18 protein-coding genes and 1 tRNA gene are annotated in these 26,142 nt (G+C 38.0%); 12 read left to right on the forward strand and 7 right to left on the reverse strand.

Annotated elements, in window-relative coordinates; all coding sequences use genetic code 11:
- Positions 1 to 207: 207 nt before the first annotated feature.
- Positions 208 to 1,767, forward strand: a complete 1,560-nt coding sequence (locus CJ263_RS19835; RefSeq protein ID WP_094998848.1) for a M28 family peptidase — start codon at positions 208 to 210, stop codon at positions 1,765 to 1,767.
- A 101-nt stretch (positions 1,768 to 1,868) separates the two neighbouring features.
- On the opposite strand, the gene CJ263_RS19840 is transcribed toward CJ263_RS19835, so the two are convergent.
- A tRNA-His gene (locus CJ263_RS19840) sits at positions 1,869 to 1,945 on the reverse strand.
- A gap of 338 nt (positions 1,946 to 2,283) precedes the next feature.
- Between CJ263_RS19840 and CJ263_RS19845 the strand changes: the two genes are divergently transcribed.
- Together CJ263_RS19845 and CJ263_RS19850 are read left to right on the forward strand one after the other, a co-directional pair.
- The gene (locus CJ263_RS19845; protein WP_094998849.1) at positions 2,284 to 4,287 is read left to right on the forward strand and encodes a tetratricopeptide repeat-containing sensor histidine kinase; all 2,004 of its coding nucleotides are present in this window, start codon (positions 2,284 to 2,286) and stop codon (positions 4,285 to 4,287) included.
- Between the two features lie 275 nt (positions 4,288 to 4,562).
- Positions 4,563 to 6,584 carry a tetratricopeptide repeat-containing sensor histidine kinase gene (locus tag CJ263_RS19850; RefSeq protein WP_094998850.1) on the forward strand — a complete coding sequence of 674 codons (2,022 nt, stop codon included), beginning with the start codon at positions 4,563 to 4,565 and terminating at the stop codon, positions 6,582 to 6,584.
- On the opposite strand, the gene bshB1 is transcribed toward CJ263_RS19850, so the two are convergent.
- The 3 genes from bshB1 to CJ263_RS19865 are packed head-to-tail and all read right to left on the reverse strand — an operon-like array spanning position 6,581 to position 9,954.
- Positions 6,581 to 7,297 (reverse strand): bacillithiol biosynthesis deacetylase BshB1, encoded by a 717-nt coding sequence (gene bshB1 / locus CJ263_RS19855; RefSeq protein WP_094998851.1) that lies wholly within the window; start codon positions 7,295 to 7,297, stop codon positions 6,581 to 6,583. The two genes, CJ263_RS19850 and bshB1, sit on opposite strands and share 4 nt — an antisense overlap.
- A 36-nt stretch (positions 7,298 to 7,333) precedes the next feature.
- Positions 7,334 to 8,506, reverse strand: a complete 1,173-nt coding sequence (locus CJ263_RS19860; protein ID WP_094998852.1) for a trans-sulfuration enzyme family protein — start codon at positions 8,504 to 8,506, stop codon at positions 7,334 to 7,336.
- A gap of 41 nt (positions 8,507 to 8,547) precedes the next feature.
- A complete protein-coding gene (locus tag CJ263_RS19865) occupies positions 8,548 to 9,954 on the reverse strand; it encodes an MATE family efflux transporter (RefSeq protein WP_094998853.1) in 1,407 nt (468 codons plus the stop codon).
- 211 nt (positions 9,955 to 10,165) lie between these two features.
- On the opposite strand from CJ263_RS19865, the gene CJ263_RS19870 reads away from it, so the two are divergent.
- Positions 10,166 to 11,452, forward strand: coding sequence for a M14 family metallopeptidase (locus CJ263_RS19870; RefSeq protein WP_094998854.1), 1,287 nt, complete (start codon positions 10,166 to 10,168; stop codon positions 11,450 to 11,452).
- Between the two features lie 3 nt (positions 11,453 to 11,455).
- Here the strand turns inward: CJ263_RS19870 and ccsA are convergent, their stop codons facing one another.
- Complete coding sequence (ccsA, locus tag CJ263_RS19875) at positions 11,456 to 14,638, reverse strand: cytochrome c biogenesis protein CcsA (RefSeq protein ID WP_094998855.1); 3,183 nt, start codon at positions 14,636 to 14,638, stop codon at positions 11,456 to 11,458.
- 138 nt (positions 14,639 to 14,776) lie between these two features.
- On the opposite strand from ccsA, the gene CJ263_RS19880 reads away from it, so the two are divergent.
- The 8 genes from CJ263_RS19880 to galK all read left to right on the forward strand — a co-directional run bounded on the left by CJ263_RS19880 (position 14,777) and on the right by galK (position 23,834).
- A complete protein-coding gene (locus CJ263_RS19880) occupies positions 14,777 to 15,532 on the forward strand; it encodes a Rossmann-like and DUF2520 domain-containing protein (RefSeq protein ID WP_094998856.1) in 756 nt (251 codons plus the stop codon).
- The gene (locus tag CJ263_RS19885) at positions 15,529 to 16,056 is read left to right on the forward strand and encodes a KdsC family phosphatase (RefSeq protein ID WP_094998857.1); all 528 of its coding nucleotides are present in this window, start codon (positions 15,529 to 15,531) and stop codon (positions 16,054 to 16,056) included. The genes CJ263_RS19880 and CJ263_RS19885 overlap by 4 nt, the downstream gene beginning before the upstream one ends.
- 2 nt (positions 16,057 to 16,058) lie before the next feature.
- Positions 16,059 to 16,649, forward strand: a complete 591-nt coding sequence (locus CJ263_RS19890; protein ID WP_094998858.1) for a Maf-like protein — start codon at positions 16,059 to 16,061, stop codon at positions 16,647 to 16,649.
- 30 nt (positions 16,650 to 16,679) lie between these two features.
- Positions 16,680 to 17,630, forward strand: a complete 951-nt coding sequence (locus CJ263_RS19895; RefSeq protein WP_094998859.1) for a septum formation inhibitor Maf — start codon at positions 16,680 to 16,682, stop codon at positions 17,628 to 17,630.
- Positions 17,631 to 17,633: 3 nt separating this feature from the next.
- The gene (locus CJ263_RS19900) at positions 17,634 to 18,200 is read left to right on the forward strand and encodes a mechanosensitive ion channel domain-containing protein (protein WP_094998860.1); all 567 of its coding nucleotides are present in this window, start codon (positions 17,634 to 17,636) and stop codon (positions 18,198 to 18,200) included.
- 76 nt (positions 18,201 to 18,276) lie between these two features.
- On the forward strand, positions 18,277 to 20,808 hold the full coding sequence (locus tag CJ263_RS19905) for a PIG-L family deacetylase (RefSeq protein ID WP_094998861.1): 2,532 nt from the start codon (positions 18,277 to 18,279) through the stop codon (positions 20,806 to 20,808).
- Between the two features lie 111 nt (positions 20,809 to 20,919).
- The gene (locus tag CJ263_RS19910; protein WP_094998862.1) at positions 20,920 to 22,653 is read left to right on the forward strand and encodes a sodium:solute symporter; all 1,734 of its coding nucleotides are present in this window, start codon (positions 20,920 to 20,922) and stop codon (positions 22,651 to 22,653) included.
- Between the two features lie 26 nt (positions 22,654 to 22,679).
- Positions 22,680 to 23,834, forward strand: a complete 1,155-nt coding sequence (galK, locus tag CJ263_RS19915; RefSeq protein WP_094998863.1) for a galactokinase — start codon at positions 22,680 to 22,682, stop codon at positions 23,832 to 23,834.
- A 58-nt stretch (positions 23,835 to 23,892) separates the two neighbouring features.
- Here galK and CJ263_RS19920 read toward each other — a convergent pair whose 3' ends face one another.
- On the reverse strand, positions 23,893 to 24,738 hold the full coding sequence (locus CJ263_RS19920) for a DUF2911 domain-containing protein (RefSeq protein WP_094998864.1): 846 nt from the start codon (positions 24,736 to 24,738) through the stop codon (positions 23,893 to 23,895).
- Positions 24,739 to 24,826: 88 nt separating this feature from the next.
- Positions 24,827 to 25,996, reverse strand: a complete 1,170-nt coding sequence (locus CJ263_RS19925) for a hypothetical protein (protein WP_094998865.1) — start codon at positions 25,994 to 25,996, stop codon at positions 24,827 to 24,829.
- Between the last annotated feature and the right edge of the window lie 146 nt (positions 25,997 to 26,142).

Consider the following 26,142-nt stretch of genomic DNA (forward strand, 5'->3'; position numbering starts at 1 on the left):
GGACCTTCGATTTTACGCTAATAACATTCTACAAAATTGAGTCAACCTCGAATGCCGTTCTGTTAGGAAAATTTATGATGTTAATAGTCACTTTAAGCCAATCATCACAAGAATATTTGGAATAAGGAAAATTCTAGTCGATTCATCCTGTTGTGATACGCATAAACCCTACTTTTCCTTATTTTTGAGAAATTTAGACTAATAAACATGAAAAAAACATTATGGTTGTTTGCAGGACTATTGGTAGCCTGTAATTCTTCCCAAAAAACGGTCAAAACTGAAGAAGTATCCAAAGAACCGGCCAATCCAACTATATATGCCGAAACCATTACGGAACCGGAATTAAAGGAACATCTTTTCACTTATGCCTCAGATGAATTTGAAGGTAGGGAAACAGGTGAGCCTGGTCAAAAAAAAGCCATAGCCTACATAAGGTCCGAATATGAAAAGTTAGGTATTCCAGCAGCTAAGGCCAATGGTGACTATTTTCAGAAAGTTCCAATTGAGATAAGTAAAATTCCTATTGGAAAATTAAGCGTAAACAACACCGATTTCCTGTTGGTAGAACACGTATTGACCTTTTCCGAAGCTCAATCCAAGAACAACGAGGTTGTATACGCCGGATTTGGTATAGAGGATGAAAACTATTCTGATTATCAAGGTTTGGAAGTATCCGGAAAGCTTGTGCTGATAAAATCTGGAGAGCCAGTTGATAAGAATGGTTCCTACGTTATTTCCGGTTCCTCAGAAAAATCCATATGGAGCAATATGTCAGAGTCACTTGGCAAAAGAATCCAACTCGCTCAAGAAAAGGGCGCCTCTGGAATTCTATATTACGATGCGGAAAATTTTCCCAGGTTTAAAAGCAGGTTTGATTATATGAAGAACAGCAGTAGTGGAAGAATGAGGCTTAAAGATGTCACCTCTGAAAACTTCTCCAGCATATTTATTGATAACATCCTCGCGGAAACCATAATGCAGGATATTGAAACAAACGATTCGCCAAAAAATTTGGAGGCCCAACTGACCCTTTCCTTTGAAAGTTCAAATTTAATGATAGATTCCGAGAATGTGGTTGCCTATATCCAGGGAAAGGAAAAACCTAATGAGTTCCTGATCATTTCATCGCATTTGGACCATATTGGTATAACCGAGGGTGGTGAAATCAATAACGGTGCTGATGATGACGGCTCAGGTACCGTAGCCATGCTTGAAATTGCGGAAGCGTTCCAAAAAGCGAAAGAGGAAGGAAACGGGCCAAGAAGATCCATTGTATTCCTTCATGTTACCGGAGAGGAAAAAGGGCTTTTGGGGTCTGAATATTATACGGACGTTGACCCAATATTTCCGCTAGATCAGACCGTGGCCGACCTCAACATTGACATGGTAGGAAGAATTGACCCAAAGCGGGAAGGAGATAAAAACTATATTTATTTAATAGGATCCGATAAATTAAGCACAGAGCTTCACGAACTTTCGGAAGAAATCAATTCAAAATATACACATTTGGAACTTGATTATACCTATAATGATGAAAATGACCCGAATCGATTTTATTATAGAAGTGATCATTACAATTTTGCCAAAAATAATATACCCATCATTTTCTATTTCAACGGTACACACGACGATTATCATCGCCCCAGTGATACGCCCGATAAAATTAATTATGACCTTTTAGAGAATAGGGCAAAACTCATTTTTTATACGGCATGGGAATTGGCAAACAGACAAAATCCGGTGATTGTCGATAAGGCTGCAGATTGAGTTGAAAACCAAATTATTCAGAGAATAACTGTACCTCTTTAAGATTGACCTTAACAATAAAAAAAAGTCCCGGACAAATTGTCAGGGACTTTTAAGTTTTTTGGGGTGGAAGACCGGGTTCGAACCGGCGACCTCTGGAACCACAATCCAGCGCTCTAACCAACTGAGCTACAACCACCATTTATAAGCGGCAGCAAAGGTAATTTTTTTTCTTCTACTAATCAAAAGAAAATAATCTTTAAATAAAATACAATTTTATAAATTATCACTTTATCATATGGTCCCAAAACCTTATTTCTTCGATGAATTTTTGTTCTTTTTAATAAATCGGATTTTCATAAATCTTAATATTTCAAGAATACTAAAATGCATTTATAAATTAGCAATTAATCGCATAAGAATGTTTTGATTGTGTTATCTTAGTTTGTTAAACAATCTTATTTAAAGAATACAAAAGATATAGATTCATTGACTTAAGAATCACAAATCCTTTTATTCTGTTACTTTAACCACGGAATGAAAATATTTTTCCTTTTTGCATATATACTACTTTCAATTTTAAGCTTCCAGGCCATTTTAACTAAATACCCCAATAATTCTGTACGGTCCGATCAGGTAATGCGGGACACCGTTCATATATTGGAACTTAATAGGAAGGCAGAGGAACTGCGGTATAAAAAATCGGATTCCATTCGTATTTTGGCCTTAAAAGCTTTGGAACTTAGCAGCGAAATCGATTACGAAAAAGGGATATTCTATTCCACATACAATTTAGCTAGCCACGAACTATATCAGGGCAATACCGCTAAATCCTTGGAATACAACTTAAAGGCCATCAAAAATCCTAACCTGAAATTGTATCCAAGTATAGCCATCAAAATTTATAATGATATCGCCCAGGCCCACTTTATAAAAGCGGAACATCCAAAGGCTTATGAAAACTTTTTAATGGCCAAATATCTTGCAGAAGATACCCAAAATAAAACGGAGATAATACGAATCAACAGCAATTTGGGGACCATGTTCCTATTAATTGGGGATTATGAAGAATCCATGGCATATTATGACAAGGCTAGAGAATTCATTGATGAAGACACCCCAAATCATATCCACGGTCTCATACTTTCTAATTTAGGCTACCTAAATATGAAAAAGAAAGCTTTGGATATTGCTTTGGACTATTTGAACCAAGGATCCATTCTCGCTCAAAAAACCGACTATTCAACGATTAAAGCTTTTAACTACCTTACTTTAGGTGAAGTATACCGTCTAAGCGAACAATATGATAATGCATTGGAATTCTATAAAAAGGCGTCTACGGAGTACCTTGAAAATGGAGACAAAAAAGGTACTGCAGATCTTTATTTTGGATTGGCTATGGTGCATATGGAATTGAAAGAATTTACACTGGCCAAGGAGTATGCTCATAAAAGCCTTAATCTATATTCTTCATTCAATTTAAAAACAGGACTGGAAAAATGTTCAAGACTTTTGTACCAAATAGCTAAATCAGAAAATGATATAAATACCTCCTTAGTATATCTGGAGAGAGCTGAGGCTTATTCAGATTCTATTTCCAAGGAACAAAACAGAACCAATATAGCCATGCTCAAAGCCAAACTGGCATTTGAGGAGGAAAGAAAGAAACTTGACCAGAAGAACCTGACCACGATAAACCAACAAAGAAATTATATCAGTTGGTCCATGTGTATACTTGTGATTGCAGTTTCAATAATTATCATAATCTATAGATCCAACAAGAAAAGAAAGCAACTCAATGCAGTTTTGGCCGATAAAACAAGGAATTTGTTAGAAAATGAGCGAATACTCAACGAAACCAATGAGACCAAGGATAAATTATTTTCCATTGTAGGTCATGACTTAAGAGGTCCCATCATCTCCTTGAAAGGATTGCTTGAAGTATCCTTAAAGGATATAAATGGGGAAAGTCAATTTAAAAGGTTCGGTCCCAAATTGCACAAAGATTTGGAACATATACATTTTACATTGGACAACCTTTTGAATTGGGGTCAAACTCAAATGCAAGGAGCCTCCGTGAACCCCGTTAAAATAATTGTAAAGAAGGAATTAGAAGAAATTATTGGTTTATTCGAGGAAAATATAAAAAATAAGAATATTAATCTTTTGAGTTCATTAGATAAAAGTTTGTGCGTAATGGCCGATTTGAATCACTTTAGAATTATTTTTAGGAACCTCATAAGCAATGCCATCAAGTTCACTCACGAAAACGGAACTATACATATCAAAGGAGAAATTACCGACAATCATACAATAATTAAAGTAATTGACAATGGAGTGGGTATGTCCAAAGTAAATATCAATAAAATTTGGGATAACAAAGAGCATTTATCCACTTTTGGAACACAATCTGAAAAAGGAACAGGATTAGGGTTGATGCTTTGCAAAGAAATGGTTGAAAAAAACAATGGAAACATCCAGTTGGAGAGTGAAATAGATGTAGGGACTTCGTTCTTCATTAGTTTGTCAAAATGTCCTTAAAACCCCAACAATTTAATTTATAAGAGAATTACTTTTCTTAATATTTTAAATTTACAGTATTATTTATATAGGTAATAAAAATGATATTTTAGAATTATATCATCGACCAAATGCATAATTTACAGATAAAACACACAAAAAATGGAAGTTCACAACAATTATTGAAATTTTAAATAGAACCATCCTAAATTTAATTTTTTAATGAGCTCTAACCGGTGATAATTAAATTTAAACTTCTTAACATACCCTTTTTGAGTGGTTCCGTTAAAACAGGAATGCTTTTCGTATTTCTCTTTTATGCCAATGGTAATTTTGCCCAATTATCCTTAAGGGACTCGCTACAAATAGAAGTTGCCAAACTTCAAAATTCAACCAAAGAGAATACCGATTATATCGATTTAATACTTGAGTTAGGACTCGAGCAACGTTATTATAATTTGGATAGCCTAAAAATTTTGTCCAATGAAGGTCTGAAACTGAGTACCAAAATTGATTACGCAAAAGGAATGGCAAAGTCATATTTGGGATTAGGAACTTTTTATTCCGACAAAGGTAAGTACGATCAGTCCATTACCAGTTTAAAAAAGGCATTGGAAATCAGTGTGGATTCCCATGATGATCAATTGAGGCTTACCATACTAAACACCATAGGCGGACAATATGATTATAAAGGCGATTTTGACCTCGCCCTTAGGGAATATTTAAAGTGTATTGAGATAGCAGAATACTTGAACGACCAAAATATGCTATCAATCGTTAATGAGAACATAGCCAATCTTTACATTACACAGAAGGATTATGAAGAAGGAATGTTCTATTATGAAAAAGTAAAAAAAATCAATGAAAAAATTGGTGATCCCATAATCATTGCAGAAACGATGAGTAATATGGCATCTACATATGCCGATATTGGCAAACTGGAACTGGCCATGTTCAATATCAACACCGCAATAAAGACTTTTGAGGAAAACAAAATTATAGATTGGCTGGCTTATGCCTATCAGGTTAAGGGAAAGGTCTATCTAAAACAACAGAAAAACAAATGGGCTCTTTATTGGTACTCCCAAAGTGAGTATCTGCATGAAAAATTAGATGACATAAGGGAAAAAATAACCCTTTTGACAGGCATAGCCGAGGCCCAACTTAATTTAGGGAAGGATAGTATATCCAGAATTTATGCCCAACGTGCCTATGACCTTTCCAAAAACATCGACGCTGCTTCAGGTATAGAGGAAGGCTCAAAGCTTCTTTATCAAATACACAAGAACAACGGTGATTTTAAATCCGCATTGGAATATCATGAAATTTTCAAGGATGTTTCCACTAAGATTACAAGAAAAGAAAGCATGAAGGGACTCAACATGCTTAAGACAAAAATAGCTTATGAAAAGCAGAAAGAATATTTGATACAAGAAAACGAAAAGGCGCTTTCCAAACAAAAGAACTATGTATATGCCTCTTTGATTATCCTGTTTATATTTTTGGTCATAACTATTCTGATAAAGCGAAATGCCAAAATTCAAAAAAAGTTGAATAGGGAGCTTATTTTGAAGCAAGAGGATTTAGAAAGGAAGGAAAAATATCTACATGAAGTTAACCATACCAAAAACAAACTTTTTTCCATTATTGGTCATGACCTGAGAGGCCCAATTGGTGCATTCCAAGGGTTGATCAAATTATTTAAGGAAGGGGAAATGTCAAAAGATGAATTCATCGGTTTTGTACCAAAATTGAAATCAGATATTGACCATATATCCTTTACTTTGAACAACTTACTATCTTGGGGGCAAACCCAAATGAACGGATCTGTAACTAAACCGGGGCTTACTTCCATTGAAAATATTGTCAATGAAAACATTTCATTGCTTTCAGAGGTGGCAAATGCCAAATCTATCAAACTGATTAACAGAATAGAGCCCAATACAACAACATGGTGTGATAGTAATCAAATCGATATTGTTATTAGAAACCTGATGAGCAATGCACTAAAATTTACACCAGAGAACGGAATCGTTACCATTGGTGCAGTGGAAAGAACAAAACAGTGGGAAATTTATGTTCGGGACAATGGAGTTGGGATGAGCGAGGAAACCCTTGGAAAAATATTCGACCAATCTGGAACACATTCCACATATGGTACAAATGACGAAAAGGGAACTGGTCTTGGCCTGTCCTTGTGCAAGGAAATGGTAGAAAAAAACAATGGGATTATATGGGTAGATAGTGCCATTAACAAAGGCTCTAGCTTCTATTTTACCATTCCCAAGGCACGCAAGGAGTATAAAAAAACGGCTTAAATCAAAGAGTCTAATGACTCTACCGCAAGCATTCTTTCTACCGTAAAGCCCTCGGCATAATCAACACCAACTAACCTACCTAAATCTTGCGCCCTATAGCGAACACTTTCAATGAAAGTCTTGCTACTTATTGGAGTTTCTGGTTCCTTACTTTTTGGATCATGGAATTGTGAGGAGTAGGCCAATATGGCCTCCGTTTTCCTTTCCATAAAATTACTGATATCAACAACAAAATCTGGGGTAAGGTTTTTCCATTGAATATAGTGATATACTGATTTTGGCCTCCATTTTTCCTGTGGCATGCCTTCAAATTGTGTTTCTATTTTGACAAGTCCACTTAAAAAGCAGGAATCACTTACCAATTCGCTTCCTTTGGCATGATCTATATGTCTGTCATCTATGGCATTACAAAGAACAATTTCAGGTTGATATTTTCTAATCATCCTGATTATCTCCAACTGATGTTTTTCATCGTTTACAAAAAACCCATCCCTGAATTCCATATTTTCCCTAATGGCTACTCCCAATATTCCTTTGGATTCCTCAGCTTCCTTATCACGAATTTCTGCGGACCCCCTTGTTCCCAGCTCCCCACGGGTCAAATCTATGATGCCAACCTTCTTTCCATTAGCTACTTCTTTTGCTATGGTCCCAGCGGCACCCAATTCCGCATCATCAGGATGTGCACCAAACACCAGTATATCTAATTTCATTTAATCGTTTTTAGGTTTTTGGATGGATAAAATAATTTAAACTGAGGTTTTCGATGTATTCTTTACAACAGCCAAAGCGTTCTGAATATCCTCAATAAGATCTTCCGGCTCCTCAATCCCTACCGAAAAACGTATCAGACCATCTTTAATGCCCTGTTGCGCCCTAACTTCAGGACTCATCAACGAATGTGATGTTTGGGATGGAGATAAAACTGTACTCTCTACCCCCGCCAAGCTCATAGAGGATTTTATAAGCTTCAAGGATTTTTGGAAAAGTGAAGCATCCAAATAGGGCTTTAATTCAAAGGAAAGCATGCCCCCGAAACCCTTCATTTGCCTTTTGGCCAACTCATGATCTTTATGTGATGTTAAACCTGGATAATAAACAGCATCTATATCGGTATGTGATTCCAGAAATTTGGCCATTTCCATAGCATTTTCATTCTGTGCCTTTACCCTAAGTCCCATGGTTTTTATGCTTCGTTCCAATAACCAAACCGTATATTCGCTCAGGCTACCGCCAAAGTTTTTGGCTAAATGGAAAATCCGGTTTATCTGTTCTTTACTCGCGGCAACAGCCCCTGCACAGATATCCGAATGTCCACCCATATATTTTGTTGCGCTGTGGATGACTATATCGATGCCAAAATCGATAGGGTTTTGGTTCACCGGACTGGCAAAGGTGTTATCGATCATGGAAATTATACCTTTCTTTTTAGCAATAGAGGCTACTCCTTCAATATCAGTTATGGTCAAAAGAGGGTTTGATGGTGTTTCAATATAAATGACCTTGGTGTTATCCCGAATTTTTTCTTCAAAATCCTTTGGTTGCCAACCCTCCGTAAAGGAATAGGAGATTCCATATTTATCAAATTCCTCCGTTACCAAATTGTAGGTTCCCCCATATAGCGTTTGCTGCAGAACCACATGGTCCCCAGCCCTAAGAAACGCCAACAAGGCCGTACTGACCGCTGCCATACCACTACCAAAAATCAATGCGGACTCTGCATGTTCCAAAGCCGCAATTTTTTTACAGAGCCCTTCCTGATTGGGGGTGTTAAAATAACGGGGATACCGTTTAACATCCACATCATCAAAAGCATAGGATGTGCTCATATACAAAGGTGATACGGCACCTTTGTGAACAGTGTCTTCTAATTCCCCTATATGTGTACATACCGTGTTTAAACCCTTTCCTTTTGCGTTCATACTCATAATTTAAATCAAAGCTTTAAAGGTACGAAAACGACCTATATTTCTATTCTTTTCCAATTTCCCTTTTTAAAAAGAATAATGGAAATTATGGCCAACAAAACTTCGGCCAAGGTAATTGCCAAAAACACGCCCACGGCTCCCCAGTTAAAATAGAATGCCGCAACATAGGCAAATGGCAACTGAAAAGCCCAAAAGGCCAATAGATTTATTTTTGTGGGTGTTCCTGTATCACCTGCACCATTAAATGCTTGCGTAACCACCATGCCATAGGCATAGAAAATATAACCTGCCGCAATTATCCTCAGACAAAGTGCACCATTTTCAACGACCAAGGGAGTTGTATTGAACCAGCCTACTATTTCAGTTGAAAACAGTAGATAAATCAAAGAGACAGCTGCCATAAAATATACGTTATACCTTCCCGTTTTCCATACAGATCTTTCTGCCCGCTCCGGCTGCTTGGCTCCCAAATTCTGCCCAACCAAGGTTGCAGCGGCATTGCTCATCCCCCAGGACGGCATTAAAGTAAAGAGCATCACTCTAATGGCAATAGTATATCCTGCCAAAACTTCGCTACCAAACTCCGACATCATTCGCATTAAGAATACCCAACTAGAGGTACCTATTAAAAACTGGGCAATCCCCCCTAGAGAAACCTTGATCAAATTGATCATAACCTTAAAATTAAAAATAAGGTCTTTTAAGGCAAGTTTTATTTTGCCCCAACCAAAAAACAAGATGCCCAACTGAAATAATACAGCCATTCCCCTTCCAATATTGGTGGCAATGGCAGCACCAGTAACACCAAACTCAGGTATTGGTCCCCATCCAAAAATAAAAAAGGGATCCAAGATTATATTCAATCCATTTGAAAGAACAAGGGTCCACATGGCAATGGAGGCATCACCGGCCCCCCTAAAAATAGCATTTATTAGAAATAGTAACATGATTACTACATTGCCGCCCAACAACCATTTCGTGTACCCATAGCCCTCCCTGATTAGGTCAGGTTCCGCACCCATTAATGCAAGAATGTCCTTGGCAAATATAAAACCCAGAATGCCCGTTAGAACGGAGATAAAAACTCCAAGGCCTATTGCCTGAACAGCGGCTTCCTTGGCACCAGAAATATCTTTGGCTCCTACCCTTCTGGCAACTATGGCCGTGGCCGCCATGCTTAAACCAATGGCCAACGCATAGATAAGTGTTATTACAGACTCGGTAAGACCAATGGTAGCTACTGCATTGACGCTAACTTTTGAAACGTAGGCGATATCTACCAATGCAAAAATAGATTCCATTAGCATTTCCAATATCATGGGTATGGAAAGCATAAAAATTGCCCTGCGAATGCTACCCTGGGTAAATTCGGATTCCTTACCGGTTACGGCGATCCAAAAATAGGAAGCTATATTTTTTATTGAGTATTTATTTGAACTCATTGAAAAGAAATTTATAATTGATAAAAAAAGAAATTATAAGCCAAGGTCGTTTTGAAGAATACGACCAAAAAAGGCTTTAAACAGCGGGTATAAATTCCTAGAGTTCCATAATAGGGCAAAGATGCAAAAAATTATAATTGAAAATATATTTTACCGATTGATAAAATCATCTATTTTTCCAAAAAGGAACTTCCAAACAAATTAAAACTCTATGAAATATTCTTTGATTTGCCTCTTTCTACTAAGCATTATATCGATATCCTGTAAAAACTCGGCAACCCTAATTACCGAGAAAAAGGAAACCGGATACCAGGGTCAAGGTGCCAGTCCCGTGGTACCTACGGTAGATAGACCCGTACAGAAACAATGGAAAGGTATATGGTCTCAAGAGAATAAAACTTATTTTTCTAATGATTTCGATGGTGCCCGTTTAAACGGTGTTGCGTTCGATGGAAACGATCATTATACCGTTTGGATAACTGCTGAAAACACCCCAATTAACGTTAGCCCATGGTATTCCTTCAAGGTTTGGACCGAAAACCCTAGGGAAATCACCATAAAACTCTCTTATCAAGATTCACGCAGTAGATATTACCCAAAACTAAGTTTAGACGGTGTCCATTTTAAACCTCTGGATAGCACTGCATATAAGATTATCAATCCTGGTGAAGGTGAGTTCGGTATAAAAGCGGCACCCGAATTTGCAGAAATTGCCCTGAATATTGACAATAATCCCACTTGGATTTCTGCCCAGGAACTTTATACTTCAAAAAGAGTACAAAATTGGGTGGATTCATTGTCCATTAAACCTTTTGTTTCAAACTACGAAATAGGTAAATCACATGAAAACAGGGCCATCCAGCTGATGGAAATCAAGGAAAACCCCTCTACCAAAAAGGCCCTGATGATTATTTCAAGGCAACACCCTCCTGAGGTAACGGGGTTTTTGGTCATGAAATCCTTTATTGAAACCATTACGGGAGATAGCCCGCAAGCCAAAGAGTTCCGTAATAAATTTGATGTTTTTGCAGTACCCCTTATGAACCCAGATGGTGTTGACAACGGTCATTGGCGTCATAATATGGGAGGTATAGACCTTAACCGTGATTGGGAAAACTTCAATCAACCAGAAACAAGAAGTGTCCGGGATTTTTTAAATAAAAAAAGTGATGCGGGATATGAATTTGTTTTCGGTGCCGATTTTCATTCCACTTGGGACGACATCTACTACCCCATCGACAGCACTGTGATTGGTGAAAAAGGTAAAATAGTGTACGACTGGATTAAAAGCATTTCAAACCGACTTCCCCAAAAACGCACGAATATAGCTCCTTCGAACAAAATAAAACCTACTATGGTTTCTAGAAATTATTTCTATGTTAACCATGGTATGCCTGCCATTGTTTTTGAACTGGGGGACAACACCCCACGCAACTTTCTCAAGGAAAAAGGAAAAGTGGCTGCAGAGGAAATCATGCGATTGTTACTGGCCGACTAAAGTTTATTTTGAGTAATTCACCTTGTACCTCCAATAGCTTAAACCTCCTAGGGCAAGTACCCCTGCTATGGTATACCAGATGAACATAGGGGTAATTACCTGTGCCCCACTAGCATAACTATGTAGACCTACTAAGTAAAAGTTTACGCCAAAATAGGTCATCATGATACTACCAAACGCAACAATGCTTAGAAAATTAAAAGTCCATCTACCTCTAAGTCCAGGCACCAATCTTGTATGGATCACAAAGGCATAGACCATAATGGATATCAAGGCCCAAGTTTCCTTAGGGTCCCAGCCCCAATAACGACCCCAACTTTCGTTTGCCCATTGGCCACCCAAAAAATTACCAATAGTTAGCATAATTAAACCAACGGTCAACGATAGTTCATTGATTATGGTAAGCTCCTTCAAGTTTAAATCCATTCGCTTTTTGTTCTTTTTATTGGTCAAAAGAATCAATACCAAGGAAACAACACCCAAAATCATTCCTACGGTGAGTGGTCCATAACTACCAACGATTACGGCAACATGAATCATTAACCAATAACTATCCAATACAGGAACCAAATTACCTACCGCTGGGTCCACCCAGCTTTGATGGGCAATCCATAACAGCATGGCTGTAACAAAAGATGCAGCGGCCAGGGTCATTGTATTTTTTCTAATGAACAACATTCCCATACCCATAGTAGCCCATGCCACGTATAAAATACTCTCATAAGCATTACTCCAGGGCGCATGTCCAGAAATATACCACCGAAGAATCAACCCAGCTGTATGCCACAAAAATAGAATAATGATGGTTCCCTTTAATAGATAAACCATTGCCTTCCATATTTCCCTTTCCTTAAAAATTTGAAATACTAAAACAAAGAATAACAACAGACCCACCAAAGCATAATACCTATAAAGCCTATTGAAAATATTAAGTTTGTTATAAATTACCTCGGTATTTATTTTCTTGTCCGATGGTAAAACTTCACTACCATTATTTACCTGATTTTGCTTAAATGCTGCTAAAAGTCGGTCGGCTTCGGAATAATCCCCAGTTTGTTGAGCCTTGCTTAAGGTCATTAAGTAATAAGGCATGGCATTCTTAACAAAATTGGCATATAAGGAATCCTGAACCTGTATCTGCCCTCCTCGATATTCTACGGCGGAAATCCATTTATTGTTTTCATCATTCAGAAGAGGGAATATCTTCACTATATCCTGTCCCAAAGCTTGGTTCAATAAACTCAATCGAATATTGGCATCCTTAAAATCCTGCTCGAATTTATTCGGATTGTTCGTGGCGGTTGCTTCCCGTAAAAAGGGCTCTAACTTATAATTGCCTTTTGTATCGAAAAAGTCGGTGGCCTTAACATATTCCTGTCCCTTTGGAACCCCTATTATCTTTCGGATACTGTCATTTTGTGCCTTCTTATCCAAAGCAATAAACTCAGCATTGTACCAAACTGCAGGATTCATGATCATGGAAAGAAAAATCTGATCTGAGCTAAATCCCAGATAGGTATCCTTAAAACTCAGTTTTCTCAATAATTCTGAAGAAAAGGTATTGATGGGCTTCATTCTTCCACCCTCATCCTGTATGACCAATTTCCCAAATTTATCGGCATGTTCCTTGGCCACTATGGAGGATTTTATAAGCGAATCTATTTGTTGTTGGGTAGGTGTTTGGGTATGGTCATGACCATCGTCAACGGTATGTTCCTGTGCATTTAAAGAAGTGGACAATCCGATTAAAAGGACGATGGTGGTCAGCAGCTTTTTCTTTTTTTCCTTAAGCTTATCCAAGGATTCCGCCAAATCCTTAAAACGTGTCTTACCAAAGAACATAATCCCCATAAGCCCAATATAAAGTAAGAAATAACCAATGTAGGTAATCCAAGTACCCCAAAAATCATGGTTTACGGAAAGTCTTGTCCCTTTCTCATCAGGATCAAAACTAGCTTGGAAAAAACGATACCCCTTATGGTCCAAGATATGGTTCATATATATATCATAATCAAAAGGCCGTTCGTCCTTAATGGTCACCTTACTCATGAAGGAGGCGTAGGCATTTTCCGTACCCGGGTATTTTTCTGCGATAAAATCGTTCAACTGGATGGCGAAAGGAAGTTCGTAAACTTTGGAACCATATCGCAAGGCAAAGTCAAGTCCGCCAACGTTAATCTTATCCGTAAACTGGGTCTGTCCCTTACTACCTAAAACCTTTACTTCCTTAGTTTCTCCATTGCTAGATACGGAAAGTACTAGGGCGTCCAAATCAAATTCCATTTTTTCAGATTCGGGGATTTCAACAATACCATAATTCCCCCGTACCAAGGAATCGGGTATTACAAATTGCATGTTAGCCGTGTTGTATAGCGAACGTAACTGCAAAGGCTGTAAACTATCCTTGGCCAGCATACCCTGAAATTGGTCTGCCATTCTCATAAAACTGCCATCAAAAGCCGACACAATTTGATACTGCCCCCCATTGGTAAATATATTAATGGCTCCTTCGGTTTCATTGTTTAACGAGAAAAGAACCCCGTGGATACTCATTACCTTTCCGTTTTCCAATAAATGCTCATGGCGCTGACCATCTCCCGCTTCCACTATTTTGAGATAGGTATTGCCAGTTGACCCCGGTATAAGTCCTTCCTTAGCACCATCGATAAAATCCACATAAGAAATAGTGAATTCCTGACCGTTAAAATCACCGGTCCAGGGCAAATTGGACTTTATTGCCTCAGGAGTCACGATTAAATCATCCTCCAACGTTTTTCTTCTCGGCTCTCCATTTATGTCTCCTTCTACATAAGCGGTTAAATACGTTTTGTCCGAATAAAACACATTCTCTGTTTCACCTTCCCTTATGGGCATCATACCCTCAAAACTTATGTATCTAGTAACAAAAGCACCAACGATAATGAGTATCCAAGAAAGATGTAAGATCAAAACCGGCCATTTTTCCTTTCTAAGCAATCTATATCGGGAAATATTTCCGATAAAATTGATGACAAAAAAGACCATGATTACCTCGAACCATGTGGTATTGTATATCCATATTCGGGCCGTTTCCGTGCTGTACCAACTTTCAATGAAGGTGCCAAATGCCATGGCCACGGCAAATACAATAAATAAGACTGACATTAAACGGGTAGAAAAGAAAATTTTCTTTAACAAATCTGTCATGTAGAAAGACAATGGTTTTCAGCTTGCAAAAATACGGCCTTTTACACTTTCTAAGAAGTATAAATATTCTTAATACGTAATCTAAAATGTTAATTTTGAATTTAAATGGCTACAATCATTTCTTTGTATTTTCGCTGAATGATGTCGGTAATCATTTTAGGAACCGGGAATGTAGCCCAAAATCTTTTTGAAGCACTGCTTCTTAATCCTGAAATTAACATGTTGAAGGTTGTTGGGAGGACTCATGATTCCTTATCTTATTTTATGGAAAGAACCAAGGTCTCGACCGATTACAATGACTTACCAAAAGCAGATATCTATATTCTTGCAGTGAAGGATGATGCCATTAAGGAGGTATCCGATAAAATTAATGTATCCGGTTTAGTGGTCCACACCTCTGGAAGCGTTCCTATAGATGCTTTACAAAAACATGAAAGAAGAGGTGTTTTTTATCCCCTACAGACCTTTACGGCCGGTAAAACTATTGATTTTGAATATATTCCGTTATGTCTTGAGGCAAAGGAAGATAAGGATCTTCAGCTTTTGAAAAGCTTAGGAAATAAAATCAGTTCCAATGTGCAAGAAATAGATTCGGAAAAAAGAAAAATACTGCATGTAGCCGCAGTTTTCGTCAATAATTTCACCAACTACATGTATACCATTGGTGAGGCTATCTGTGAAGAAAATCAATTGGATTTTTCAATATTACAACCCCTTATTACGGAAACTGCTCTTAAAATAGAACACCTTTCCCCGTTGGAAGCCCAGACCGGACCGGCCAAAAGAAATGATCTTGAAACACTACATGCGCATCTGCAACTATTGAAAAACGAAAAACAAAGAGCGATATATAAATTATTAAGCAACGCCATAAAAGCGGAGAACGAAATATGAAGAAAAGCTATAAAGAATATCTAAAGAATATTACCACTTTTATTTTTGATGTTGACGGAGTGTTGACCGACGGATCCGTCCTGGTAACTACAGAAGGGGAAATGTTGCGAAAAATGAGTGTTAAGGATGGTTATGCCTTAAAAGTTGCCATAACAAAAGGATATAATATTTGCATCATTACCGGTGGCACCAATGAAGGGGTAAAAAAACGATTACAGGGTTTGGGCATAACCGATTTTTACATGGGCTCGCACCATAAAGTAGAGGCTTTGGAAGAATACTTGGACATATACGGAATTGACCCTGTAAATGTACTCTATATGGGTGACGATATCCCGGACATACCCGCCCTGAAGGAAGTTGGGGTAGCCTCGTGTCCACATAACGCAGTACCCGAGGTTAGGGCCATTTGTGATTATATTTCTCATATAAATGGTGGTTCTGGATGTGCTAGGGACGTTATAGAACAGGTTTTAAAAGTTCGCGGGGATTGGATGGATAATTTTAGTGCGGCGAACGATTGATCATGTTAAAAGAACTGCTTAAAGACTACAGATTGATTTTGGCCTCTGGCTCCCCGAGAAGAAAACAGTTTTTTGAGGAAATGGGCTTGAACTTTGAAATTCGACTAAGACCAGTTGAAGAAGTCTATCCCTCAAACCTTAAAGGTTCTGAAATATCGGATTATCTATCCAAACTAAAGGCATCGGCATTCGAGGGACAACTTAAGCCTATGGAAATTTTGATTACTTCGGATACGGTTGTCTGGTACAACGATACTTCATTGGCAAAAGCTTCGGATGCCAATGAAGCTTTTGAAATGATATCGCAACTTTCCGGTGATTGGCACGAGGTAATTACCTCGGTATGCTTTACTACAACGGAAAGGCAATCGGTTAAAAACAGTATCACCAAAGTCAAGTTTAAAGATTTGACCGATGCGGAAATAAATTATTACATAAAAAATTACCAGCCATTTGATAAAGCTGGGGCATACGGGATCCAGGAATGGATAGGACTTATCGGCATTGAACAAATACAAGGTTCCTATACCAACGTAGTAGGATTACCCACCCAAATGGTATATGAAACGCTTCAAGATATGGTCGACAAGTAGTTTTTGTTTAACTTTAAAAAAAGTCCTGTTATGTTCAAAAAGTGGTTGGCCTTAGAAGCATCAATAATTTTTTTGGCAATACTATTTACTGGCTTGGAATCCTGTAAACCAAAGAATGACCTTGAAAACAAGGAGGAAACCAAAGTCGATAAGACAAACGCCGAAATGCCCAAAAAGAAATTGTCCCAAGAATTCAAGGACTATTGGTATTCCGGAACCGCAGAAATCACCTCATATAAATTGGAACAGGCCAGATATGGTGAAATACGGGAAGGAAAGGCCGTAATGATTTATGTTACCGAACCTTTCCTAAAGGATAAACAGGTAAAGGCGGACAATAGCAATCCAGATAACATCCCGGTCCTAAAGCTAAATGCCACTAAGAAATACTTAACTGGAATCTACCCCTACTCCATCATGACCAGTACTTTTTATCCTATATACTATAATCAGCATGCCATAAAAGTTTCCTTTTCCGCACAGGAATGGTGCGGCCATGTGTACGCTCAATTGAACAATAGGGACAATTTTGAAGTTCAGTCCCATTCCTATTTTGAATCCGAGGCTGATCAAGACCTTGTATTGGAAAAGGCCATTTTGGAAAACGAACTTTGGAATAAAATAAGAATAAGCCCAGAGGACCTACCACAAGGTTCTTTAATGATAATTCCATCCTTGGAGTTTACAAGGTTAAGACATAAGGAACTTAAGGCATACAGCGCTAATGCTGAACTAAAAAAGAATGAAGAGGTTTATACATACGAAATCAATTATCCTGAATTGGAGAGAACCTTGACCATCAACTTCAGTGCATCGTTTCCCTATACTATAGATAGCTGGACTGAAACATTTCCAAGCGGTTTTGGTTCAAATGCACAATTGCTTACCTCAAAGGCCACAAAAATAAAATCCATAAATACCCCATATTGGCAACAAAATGGTAATAAGGATTTATATTTGCGGGATAGTTTAGGCTTATAATTTATGGAAGGATTTATTGCAGATCACAAGAGTAGCCTCTTGTTTAGTCTTATACTTTTTATTTTAATCGTTTCTCTTAAAATTATTTTTACCTCAATTGTTAGAAAGGTTGGCAAATTGGGTGATTTTAACCCTGTAAGAACCAATTTAATTATAAAATACATCAATATTGTCCTTACCATTATTTCCATTATAACCCTTACATTCATATGGGGAGTCAATTATAGGGACTTGGGGGTTTTATTGTCGTCGGTTTTTGCTGTAATTGGCGTGGCCCTATTTGCCCAATGGTCCATTTTAAGTAATATTACTGCTGGGGTAATTATATTCTTTTCTTTTCCCTTCAAAATTGGAAATACCATTAGAATTTTGGACAAGGACATCCTAGATTCCGATAATCCGGAAAGGGATGTATTCGTAATAGAGGATATAAAGGCTTTTCATCTTCATTTAAGAAGTTCCAAAGGAGAAATTATTACCTATCCCAATAATATGGTTTTACAAAAAGGTGTTGTAATTATTTCCACCTATAAAGATGATGAAATTGATGCCGATAAGGAAAACATCTAGTCTGTTAAAGAAGTCGTAAAAACCAGTCTTGGGGATGCAATCTTGTTATCTTTGGACTAGACCAAAAACCAATCTCATGCGCCGTATTGCCATTTTTTTCTTTTTGTGCATTCTATTAGGAAATCCTTTATCTGCCCAAGCCCCAAAAAATCATAGTCCGGCAGATATATACCACGAGATACAGAAACTTAATTTTCTTGGTACCGCATTGTATATTGCGGCCCACCCAGACGATGAAAATACGCGGTTAATATCATATCTGTCCAATAATGTGCACGCCAGGACCGGATACCTCTCTATGACCAGGGGTGATGGCGGTCAAAACTTAATAGGTCCAGAATTAAGGGAATTATTGGGTGTTTTAAGAACTCAGGAATTATTGGCCGCCAGAAGAGTCGATGGAGGTGAGCAAATGTTCACAAGGGCCGTTGATTTTGGATACTCTAAAAATCCAAAGGAGACTTTGGAAATTTGGGATAAGGATATGGTTTTGGGAGACGTAGTCACTGCTATACGAAAATTCAAACCGGATGTAATCGTGAATCGATTTGACCATAGAAGTCCGGGAACCACGCATGGACATCACACTTCTTCGGCCATGCTAAGTGTGGAAGCTTTTGATTTGGCCAACGACCCTACCGCTTTTTCCGATCGATTGGAAAATACGGAAACATGGCAGCCTAAACGATTATTTTTTAATACCTCATGGTGGTTCTACGGAAGTCAAGAAAAGTTTGAAAAAGCGGACAAATCCAGACTTTTGAATGTGGACATAGGCACCTACTACCCCATGTTGGGCATGTCCAATAATGAAATAGCTTCCCTCGCTAGCAGTCAACACCTTTGCCAAGGTTTTGGCAGACTTAGTTCTCGAGGTTCTGAAGAAGAATATCTAGAGTTGTTAAAAGGTGATATGCCCAAAAACAAAGAGAACCTTTTTGAAGGTATCAATACCTCTTGGACACGAGTTGAGGGGGGAGATAAAATCGGTGCAATTCTAAATAAGGTGGAAGCTGAATTTAATTTCAAAGATCCATCAGTACATTTGGCAGATTTGGTAAAGGCATACCAACTCTTACAAGGTATTGGTGATGAACATTGGAAGGAACTAAAATCCAAAGAGCTTAAAGCTATTATCGAGGAAGTGGCGGGACTGCATCTGGAGGCCTTTACTACACAAGGATATTCCAACCCAGGAGAATCCATAGTAATAAACCTAGAAGCTATTAATAGAAGTAACAAAAAAATCAATCTGGAATCAGTAGCAATAAATGGAGAAACGAAATTGAGTGAGCCCATTGATTTAAAGGATAACGAATTGTTCCGGAAAGAACTAAAAATCACTATTCCAAAATCCGCTGACTATACTGGCCCATATTGGTTGATGGAAAAGGGAACATTGGGTACTTATAGCGTAACCAATATGGAATTGATAGGCAAGCCCGAAACACCAAGGGCCTTTAAGGCCACTTTTAATTTAAAGCTTGAGGGCGTCTCCATACCAATTGACAAGACCGTGTCCTACAAATATGGCAGACCGGACAAAGGTGAAATTTATCAGCCTTTTGAGATTGTCCCTAAGGCAACCTCCCAATTGCAGGACAAAGTGATTATTTTTTCAAATAATACCTCAAAGCAAATACCTGTAACCGTAAAATCCCACAAGGATAATGTCACAGGTAGTGTATCCTTAAAAGTGGGACAAGACTGGATTTTGGATACCCCTTCCCAAACATTTAGCATTGAAAAGAATGGTGACGAACAAACGCTGATATTTACCTTAACTCCACCATCTTCAGAAAATGAAACATCTTTAACTTCCGTGGTGCATATAGATGGAGAGGACATTTCCAAGGAAATGGTAACCATTGCATACGATCACATTCCCACACAAACGGTTTTGATGCCATCGGAAGCCAAAGTAGTACGCTTAAATATTCATAAAGCAGGGCAAAATATTGGTTATATAATGGGCGCCGGGGATGACGTGCCCACGAGTTTAGAGCAAATTGGATATACTGTCCATACCATCGACCCCTTGGATATCACTGAAAACTCTCTCGATAAATACGACGCCGTGGTTCTTGGAATTAGAGCTTACAATGTGGTGAACGAACTAAGTTTTAAACAAAAATATATCCTAGATTACGCAAAACAAGGTGGTACGGTTATTGTGCAATATAATACGGCGGGAAGATGGGCTGATCAGTTCGAAAATATTGCACCTTATGAACTTCAAATTTCCAGAGATCGTGTAACCAATGAAAATTCCGAAGTCAAAATTATAGCGCAGGACCATGATTTGGTAAATTATCCCAATAAAATTACTCCCGATGATTTTAAGGGATGGGTACAGGAACGAGGGCTTTACTTTCCCGACAAGTGGAGCAAGGAATTCACTCCAATACTGGAAATGAAGGATGAAGGTGAAAATGCAACAAAAGGTAGCTTACTTGTAGCACCTTACGGGGAAGGTCACTATATTTACACTGGATTGAGCTTTTTTAGGGAATTGCCGGCAGGAGTTCCCGGGGCGTATAAGTTGTTTTCCAATATGCTTTCCATAGGAAAAGATAATTTGACCAAAAAGGAGCAAGTAAAAGGATGAGTCAGAAAAAAGATGAACATAAAAGTTGGAAAAGAGAATACTCTTTGGTCCTTATACTTAATCTTATCTACATTCTTGTTTTTTATCTCATAATGATATCTTTCAACTAATATGGGAGCACTAGACTGGACAATTCTTTGTGGTACCCTATTGTTTATAGTATCCTATGGTGTTTGGAAAACCAAAGGAAGCGCCAATGTCAATGATTATGTTAAGGGAGGTAGTGAGGCACAATGGTGGACTATAGGTCTCTCGGTAATGGCCACCCAAGCAAGTGCTATTACTTTTTTATCCACACCGGGGCAAGCATTCCATGATGGAATGGGGTTTGTACAGTTCTATTTTGGACTACCCTTGGCAATGATTATTATATGTCTGGTCTTCGTACCCATGTATCATCGTATGAAGGTTTATACAGCGTATGAATTTCTTGAAAACCGATTCGACCTTAAAACCCGTTCCTTGGCAGCCATTCTTTTTTTAATGCAAAGGGGCCTTGCTGCAGGAATTACCATATTTGCGCCATCCATAATTTTATCGGCCGTGTTAGGTTGGGATTTGGGTACCCTGAATATTATAATAGGTACCTTAGTTATTATTTATACCGTTTCTGGAGGTACCAAAGCCGTAAGCGTAACCCAAAAGCAACAAATGTTCATTATCATGACAGGGATGTTCATAGCCTTCTTTTTTATCCTAGGCTATCTTCCGTCGGATATTACCTTTTCCAAAGCATTGAAAATTGCGGGTGCCAGTAATAAATTAAATATTTTGGATTTCAGCATGAATACCAAAAGCAGGTATACCTTTTGGAGTGGTATCACAGGCGGTTTATTTCTTGCTCTCGCCTATTTTGGTACCGATCAAAGTCAAGTGCAACGATATTTATCAGGGAAATCGATTAGGGAAAGTCAATTGGGATTGGTCTTCAACGCCATTTTTAAAATACCGATGCAGTTTTTTATCCTTTTGGTGGGTGTAATGGTATTTGTATTTTACCAATACAATCCTTCCCCATTAAACTTTAATCCCGCTGCCACATCGGCTGTTATGGATTCCGAATACGCTGAGGATTATAAAATTCTACAGGAAGGACAGGTAGCCTTGGAAGCGGAAAAACGTATTGCCCAAAACCAATTTTCCGCAGCTTTGGACATAAAGGAATATACTGCCGTACAAGTAGCCAAACAGCAAATAATTCAAATTAATCAAAAAGATAGTACCAATAGGATTGCCGCTAAATCTCTAATTTCCCAAGCGGACGATTCCATAGAAACCAATGATAAGGATTATGTCTTTATCCATTTTATTCTCAACAATTTACCCAAAGGACTTATCGGTCTTTTACTGGCCGTTATCCTTTCTGCGGCAATGTCTTCAACGGCTTCAGAACTAAATGCATTGGGTACAATAACCGCGTTGGACCTATATAAAAGGAACAAAAAAGGAACGTTTACCGAGAAACATTATGTCCTTGCATCCAAGGGTTTTACTCTTGCTTGGGGTATAATAGCTATTTTGATAGCCTGTATTGCAAATCTATTTGACAACCTAATACAACTTGTCAACATCATTGGAAGTATTTTCTATGGGAACGTTTTGGGAATTTTCTTGCTAGCCTTTTTCTTTAAATTCGTGAAGGGTAATGCGGTGTTCTTTGCCGCTATTCTTACGCAAATAATAATTTGCATCATATACTATAACCTTATTCATATTTACCCTGCCGGAGAAGAGAAGCTTGGTTACTTATGGTTAAATTTTTATGGAGCAGCTCTGGTCATCATTACTGCAATAATTTTTGAAGCATTTGATAGAATGTTGAACCGACCATTATCCCAAAATTAATTGCGCATTGATATATTCTAGGTAGTATGGTCCTCGACTCAATTAAAAATTACTTTATTACCCATTATAAGAGTTCACCTTTATTGATAAAGGCCCCGGGAAGAGTCAATTTGATAGGTGAACATACGGATTATAATATGGGTTTCGTTTTACCTGCTTCCATTGAAAAATCCATTTATTTTGCCTTTCAAAAAAACAACCATAAAACCATTAATGTAGAAACTATTTTTACCGACCCGGAGAAAATCACGTTCTATATTCAAGGAGGTTGCGAACCTTTTAAAGCTGGATGGGGGAACTATTTTAAGGCCATAATCCAAATACTACTTAAAAAAGGTTACGACCTTCATGGGTTCGATTGTGTGTTTGGAGGTGATATTCCCATAGGTGCCGGTCTTTCTTCATCAGCGGCGCTTTGTTGTGGTTTTATTCATGGAGTGTCGCAACTACTTGACCTATCTATTTCAAAAAAAGAAAATGCCCATATAGCACAGGAAGCGGAACATCTTATAGGATTAAATTGTGGGCTTATGGATCAGTACGCCGTATTGTTCGGTAAGCAGTCACATGCACTATTCTTGGATTGTCGGGATTTAACCCACAAATATGTTCCCATAAATTTGAAAGAGTATAGTTGGATATTGATAGACTCCAAAATACAACATAACCTTGCCGTAGATTCCGAGTACAATCATAGGAGGAATTCCTGTGAAAGGGTCGTATCAATTGTTAATGATAGGATAGAACGAGTATCTTCTCTAAGAGATGTTACCACAGAACACCTTGAAAGGATAAAATTAGAAGTGAATCCTGAGGATTACAAACGGGCAAAATATGTTTTGGAGGAAAACGATCGCGTGCATAAAATGATGGATGCCTTAGAATTGGGAAATGCCGATTTGGTCGGACAAATCCTTTTGCAAGGTCATTGGGCGATGTCCAAGGATTATGAAATTACAACCCCAGAACTCGATTATTTAGTAAAAACAGGCGAACAACTTGAAGATGTCAAGGGATCAAGAATGATGGGTGGTGGATTTGGAGGCTGCACCATCAATTTGATAAAGACAGACAACCTAGAAAACAGCTTGGAGATAATAAGACGAAAGTATAAAGAAGAGACCTCGATTGAATGTGAAACCTACCAATTAGAAATTGGGGATGGGGTTCACATTTTGTAACAAAAAAGCCCGCAAATAAAAAATTTACGGGCACTTTTAATATGGATTTTTATATCCCTTACTTAGCCCCCCATTCTTTTAAGGAATCCTCGTTCATCTTTACATAGTCGGCATTTCCAGCTTCCTTTGCTTTGGACAATGATTTTTTGGCTATATCAATGGCTCCTTTTTTATCCCCTGATTTTGCCAATATTAAAGATTGCTGTCTAAGCTGCCAATAAGCAGGATCTTCGGTCATGGACATTGCTATTTCCATCCATTCTTTAGCTTTCTTAATATCCTTTCCTTCACTGGAATAATATACTGCTGCGGCATAATAGTCATTTGCGCCAGGACCTGAAAGAACCTTATCTATACTACTCATTACGGTTTTATCCGTTGGCACCTCAAAAGGAACTCCTACATAAACATTCTCCCACATAATGCCTAAATTGGCTCCTGTTGAAGTTACATCATCAATAGTGATAGTGAACGTTTCAATAGGCATTTCAATTGGATAAACCGGTACGGTTGCTGTTGCCGCTACCTTGCTTTCATCCCACTTGCTAGGTGTACCCCAACCTTCACTTTCAGTATAGAAAATCACATCCCAGTTCTTCTCGCCAGGTTTACTGAATACGGCATAACTACCTGCCTTTAATTCTTTTCCTGCAATAGTAACGTCCGTATCAAAAGTGATTTTGGTAAAGGCATTGGCTCCTGTTCTCCACAACTTTCCATAAGGAACCAAATCTCCAAAAACAGTTCTTCCTCTCATGGAAGGTCTGGAATAATCAACAACGACTTCGGTCAACCCAACCATTTGAATCAACTTGGAAGACGGACTTGGAGCGGGCGTATTTATCTGCGCCTCAAGCGATAAAGAAGCCACAATGGCCAAAAGGAATAGTACTACTTTGTTCATAGTTAATTGATTTATTTAGTTTTAACAAAACTAGCTATAAACCAAAACCACATTTGTTAAGAAAGTCCTAAATAAGTGAAATGTGTATTTAATAAACGGAGAAGGGTACAGATAGAATGCCAGTGTTTAAATAAGCTGAAAAATAAAAAATTCCGGGGCTTTTTAAACTTTCCGTGATGAATCCTGATGTGCTTGGGTTATTCCTTGAAATCCATAGTAATCTTCCGGATGCATCAAAAATGGCACTACCAAAAACGGTATTTGGTGTTCTTATATCATAAATAAATTCACACAACCCCATATCCTTATAAATAATAATCTTTTCTTGCTCCTCGTTCTGGTCAGGTTCTTCAGGAATTTCAGGCTCTTCAGGAATTTCAGGTTCCTCAATAGGAATTTCCGGTTTGGGAAAATTCAATTTAAATAATCTTGCCTCACTTACGATGGTTGGGGTCTGTCTTGAGAAATATTCAGAAGTAAAAAACAGTTGACTTTCCGAGACTTTGGCCAATCCCTCAGTTTGTACGAAAGATAAGCCTAAATCATATCTCACATAACCTGTATTAAGAATACCCGCAGAAGTTGAGTTTTCAAACTTTAATAAAAAGGGAGTCAATATGGAAGAATATCCAAGTAGGTACAATTCATTGGTAACGTTGTTGTAGGTCGCATCGGTTACCAAGCCAACATCACCTATTTCATCCATTCTTGTTGCTATGTGATTTCCCATTGTTTTAGGAATAGAATAAGCGACCGAACCTAGACTTTGCCATTGTTTTGTAAAAATGACCAACTCAGATTCCAACGCAACGAAAGCTTCGGCATCCCAATCAGAATTACCATTGTTACTAAAATCCGATTGGTCTTCGTAGTTGAACTCGATGATTTCCGCCTCAATACTATCGGCCTCCAAATACGAACTTTTATTAATCTTATATATGGCCAAATCTGTCCTAGTTCCTACATTATTCCCAAAATCCCCAATGTAGATATTTGTTTCATCCTGGGTCAAGGCTTCCCAATCCTTGTTCTCCACATTGGTAATGGTTACTTGCCTTATAATCGCCAACGAGGTAGTATCAATTTCATAAAGTATGGCTTCATTGCCAGAATCGTTATGGGTAATTAAATGGCCGTTAAAAAAGATAAGTCCGGAGGATTCATTTATGTTCATATTCAAAGGTCCAACCTCTACCGTTTCTTGAGCGGAAAGCATTATAGTTGTAAATAACAGAATACTTTGAAGTAACCTTTTCATGATAATTCCATACTAACTTAGGTAATTTACAAAATCCCTAGTTTCAATGGACATATCAATAATATTACCCTACAAAAGAACAAGATTAATCGATAAAACAACGTACCGGAATATAAGTCAAAGTTTATATTTTGTTTAACCATAAA

Origin of the sequence: Maribacter cobaltidurans (genome assembly GCF_002269385.1) — a bacterium.
GTDB classification, from domain to species: domain Bacteria; phylum Bacteroidota; class Bacteroidia; order Flavobacteriales; family Flavobacteriaceae; genus Maribacter; species Maribacter cobaltidurans.

Bases quoted from the DNA above. Each gene is read 5' to 3' on its own strand.
- CJ263_RS19835 (WP_094998848.1), top strand. From the start codon at position 208: ATGAAAAAAACATTATGGTTGTTTGCAGGACTATTGGTAGCCTGTAAT.
- CJ263_RS19845 (WP_094998849.1), top strand. From the start codon at position 2,284: ATGAAAATATTTTTCCTTTTTGCATATATACTACTTTCAATTTTAAGC.
- CJ263_RS19850 (WP_094998850.1), top strand. From the start codon at position 4,563: ATGCTTTTCGTATTTCTCTTTTATGCCAATGGTAATTTTGCCCAATTA.
- bshB1 (WP_094998851.1), bottom strand. From the start codon at position 7,297: ATGAAATTAGATATACTGGTGTTTGGTGCACATCCTGATGATGCGGAA.
- CJ263_RS19860 (WP_094998852.1), bottom strand. From the start codon at position 8,506: ATGAACGCAAAAGGAAAGGGTTTAAACACGGTATGTACACATATAGGG.
- CJ263_RS19865 (WP_094998853.1), bottom strand. From the start codon at position 9,954: ATGAGTTCAAATAAATACTCAATAAAAAATATAGCTTCCTATTTTTGG.
- CJ263_RS19870 (WP_094998854.1), top strand. From the start codon at position 10,166: ATGAAATATTCTTTGATTTGCCTCTTTCTACTAAGCATTATATCGATA.
- ccsA (WP_094998855.1), bottom strand. From the start codon at position 14,638: ATGACAGATTTGTTAAAGAAAATTTTCTTTTCTACCCGTTTAATGTCA.
- CJ263_RS19880 (WP_094998856.1), top strand. From the start codon at position 14,777: ATGATGTCGGTAATCATTTTAGGAACCGGGAATGTAGCCCAAAATCTT.
- CJ263_RS19885 (WP_094998857.1), top strand. From the start codon at position 15,529: ATGAAGAAAAGCTATAAAGAATATCTAAAGAATATTACCACTTTTATT.
- CJ263_RS19890 (WP_094998858.1), top strand. From the start codon at position 16,059: ATGTTAAAAGAACTGCTTAAAGACTACAGATTGATTTTGGCCTCTGGC.
- CJ263_RS19895 (WP_094998859.1), top strand. From the start codon at position 16,680: ATGTTCAAAAAGTGGTTGGCCTTAGAAGCATCAATAATTTTTTTGGCA.
- CJ263_RS19900 (WP_094998860.1), top strand. From the start codon at position 17,634: ATGGAAGGATTTATTGCAGATCACAAGAGTAGCCTCTTGTTTAGTCTT.
- CJ263_RS19905 (WP_094998861.1), top strand. From the start codon at position 18,277: ATGCGCCGTATTGCCATTTTTTTCTTTTTGTGCATTCTATTAGGAAAT.
- CJ263_RS19910 (WP_094998862.1), top strand. From the start codon at position 20,920: ATGGGAGCACTAGACTGGACAATTCTTTGTGGTACCCTATTGTTTATA.
- galK (WP_094998863.1), top strand. From the start codon at position 22,680: ATGGTCCTCGACTCAATTAAAAATTACTTTATTACCCATTATAAGAGT.
- CJ263_RS19920 (WP_094998864.1), bottom strand. From the start codon at position 24,738: ATGAACAAAGTAGTACTATTCCTTTTGGCCATTGTGGCTTCTTTATCG.
- CJ263_RS19925 (WP_094998865.1), bottom strand. From the start codon at position 25,996: ATGAAAAGGTTACTTCAAAGTATTCTGTTATTTACAACTATAATGCTT.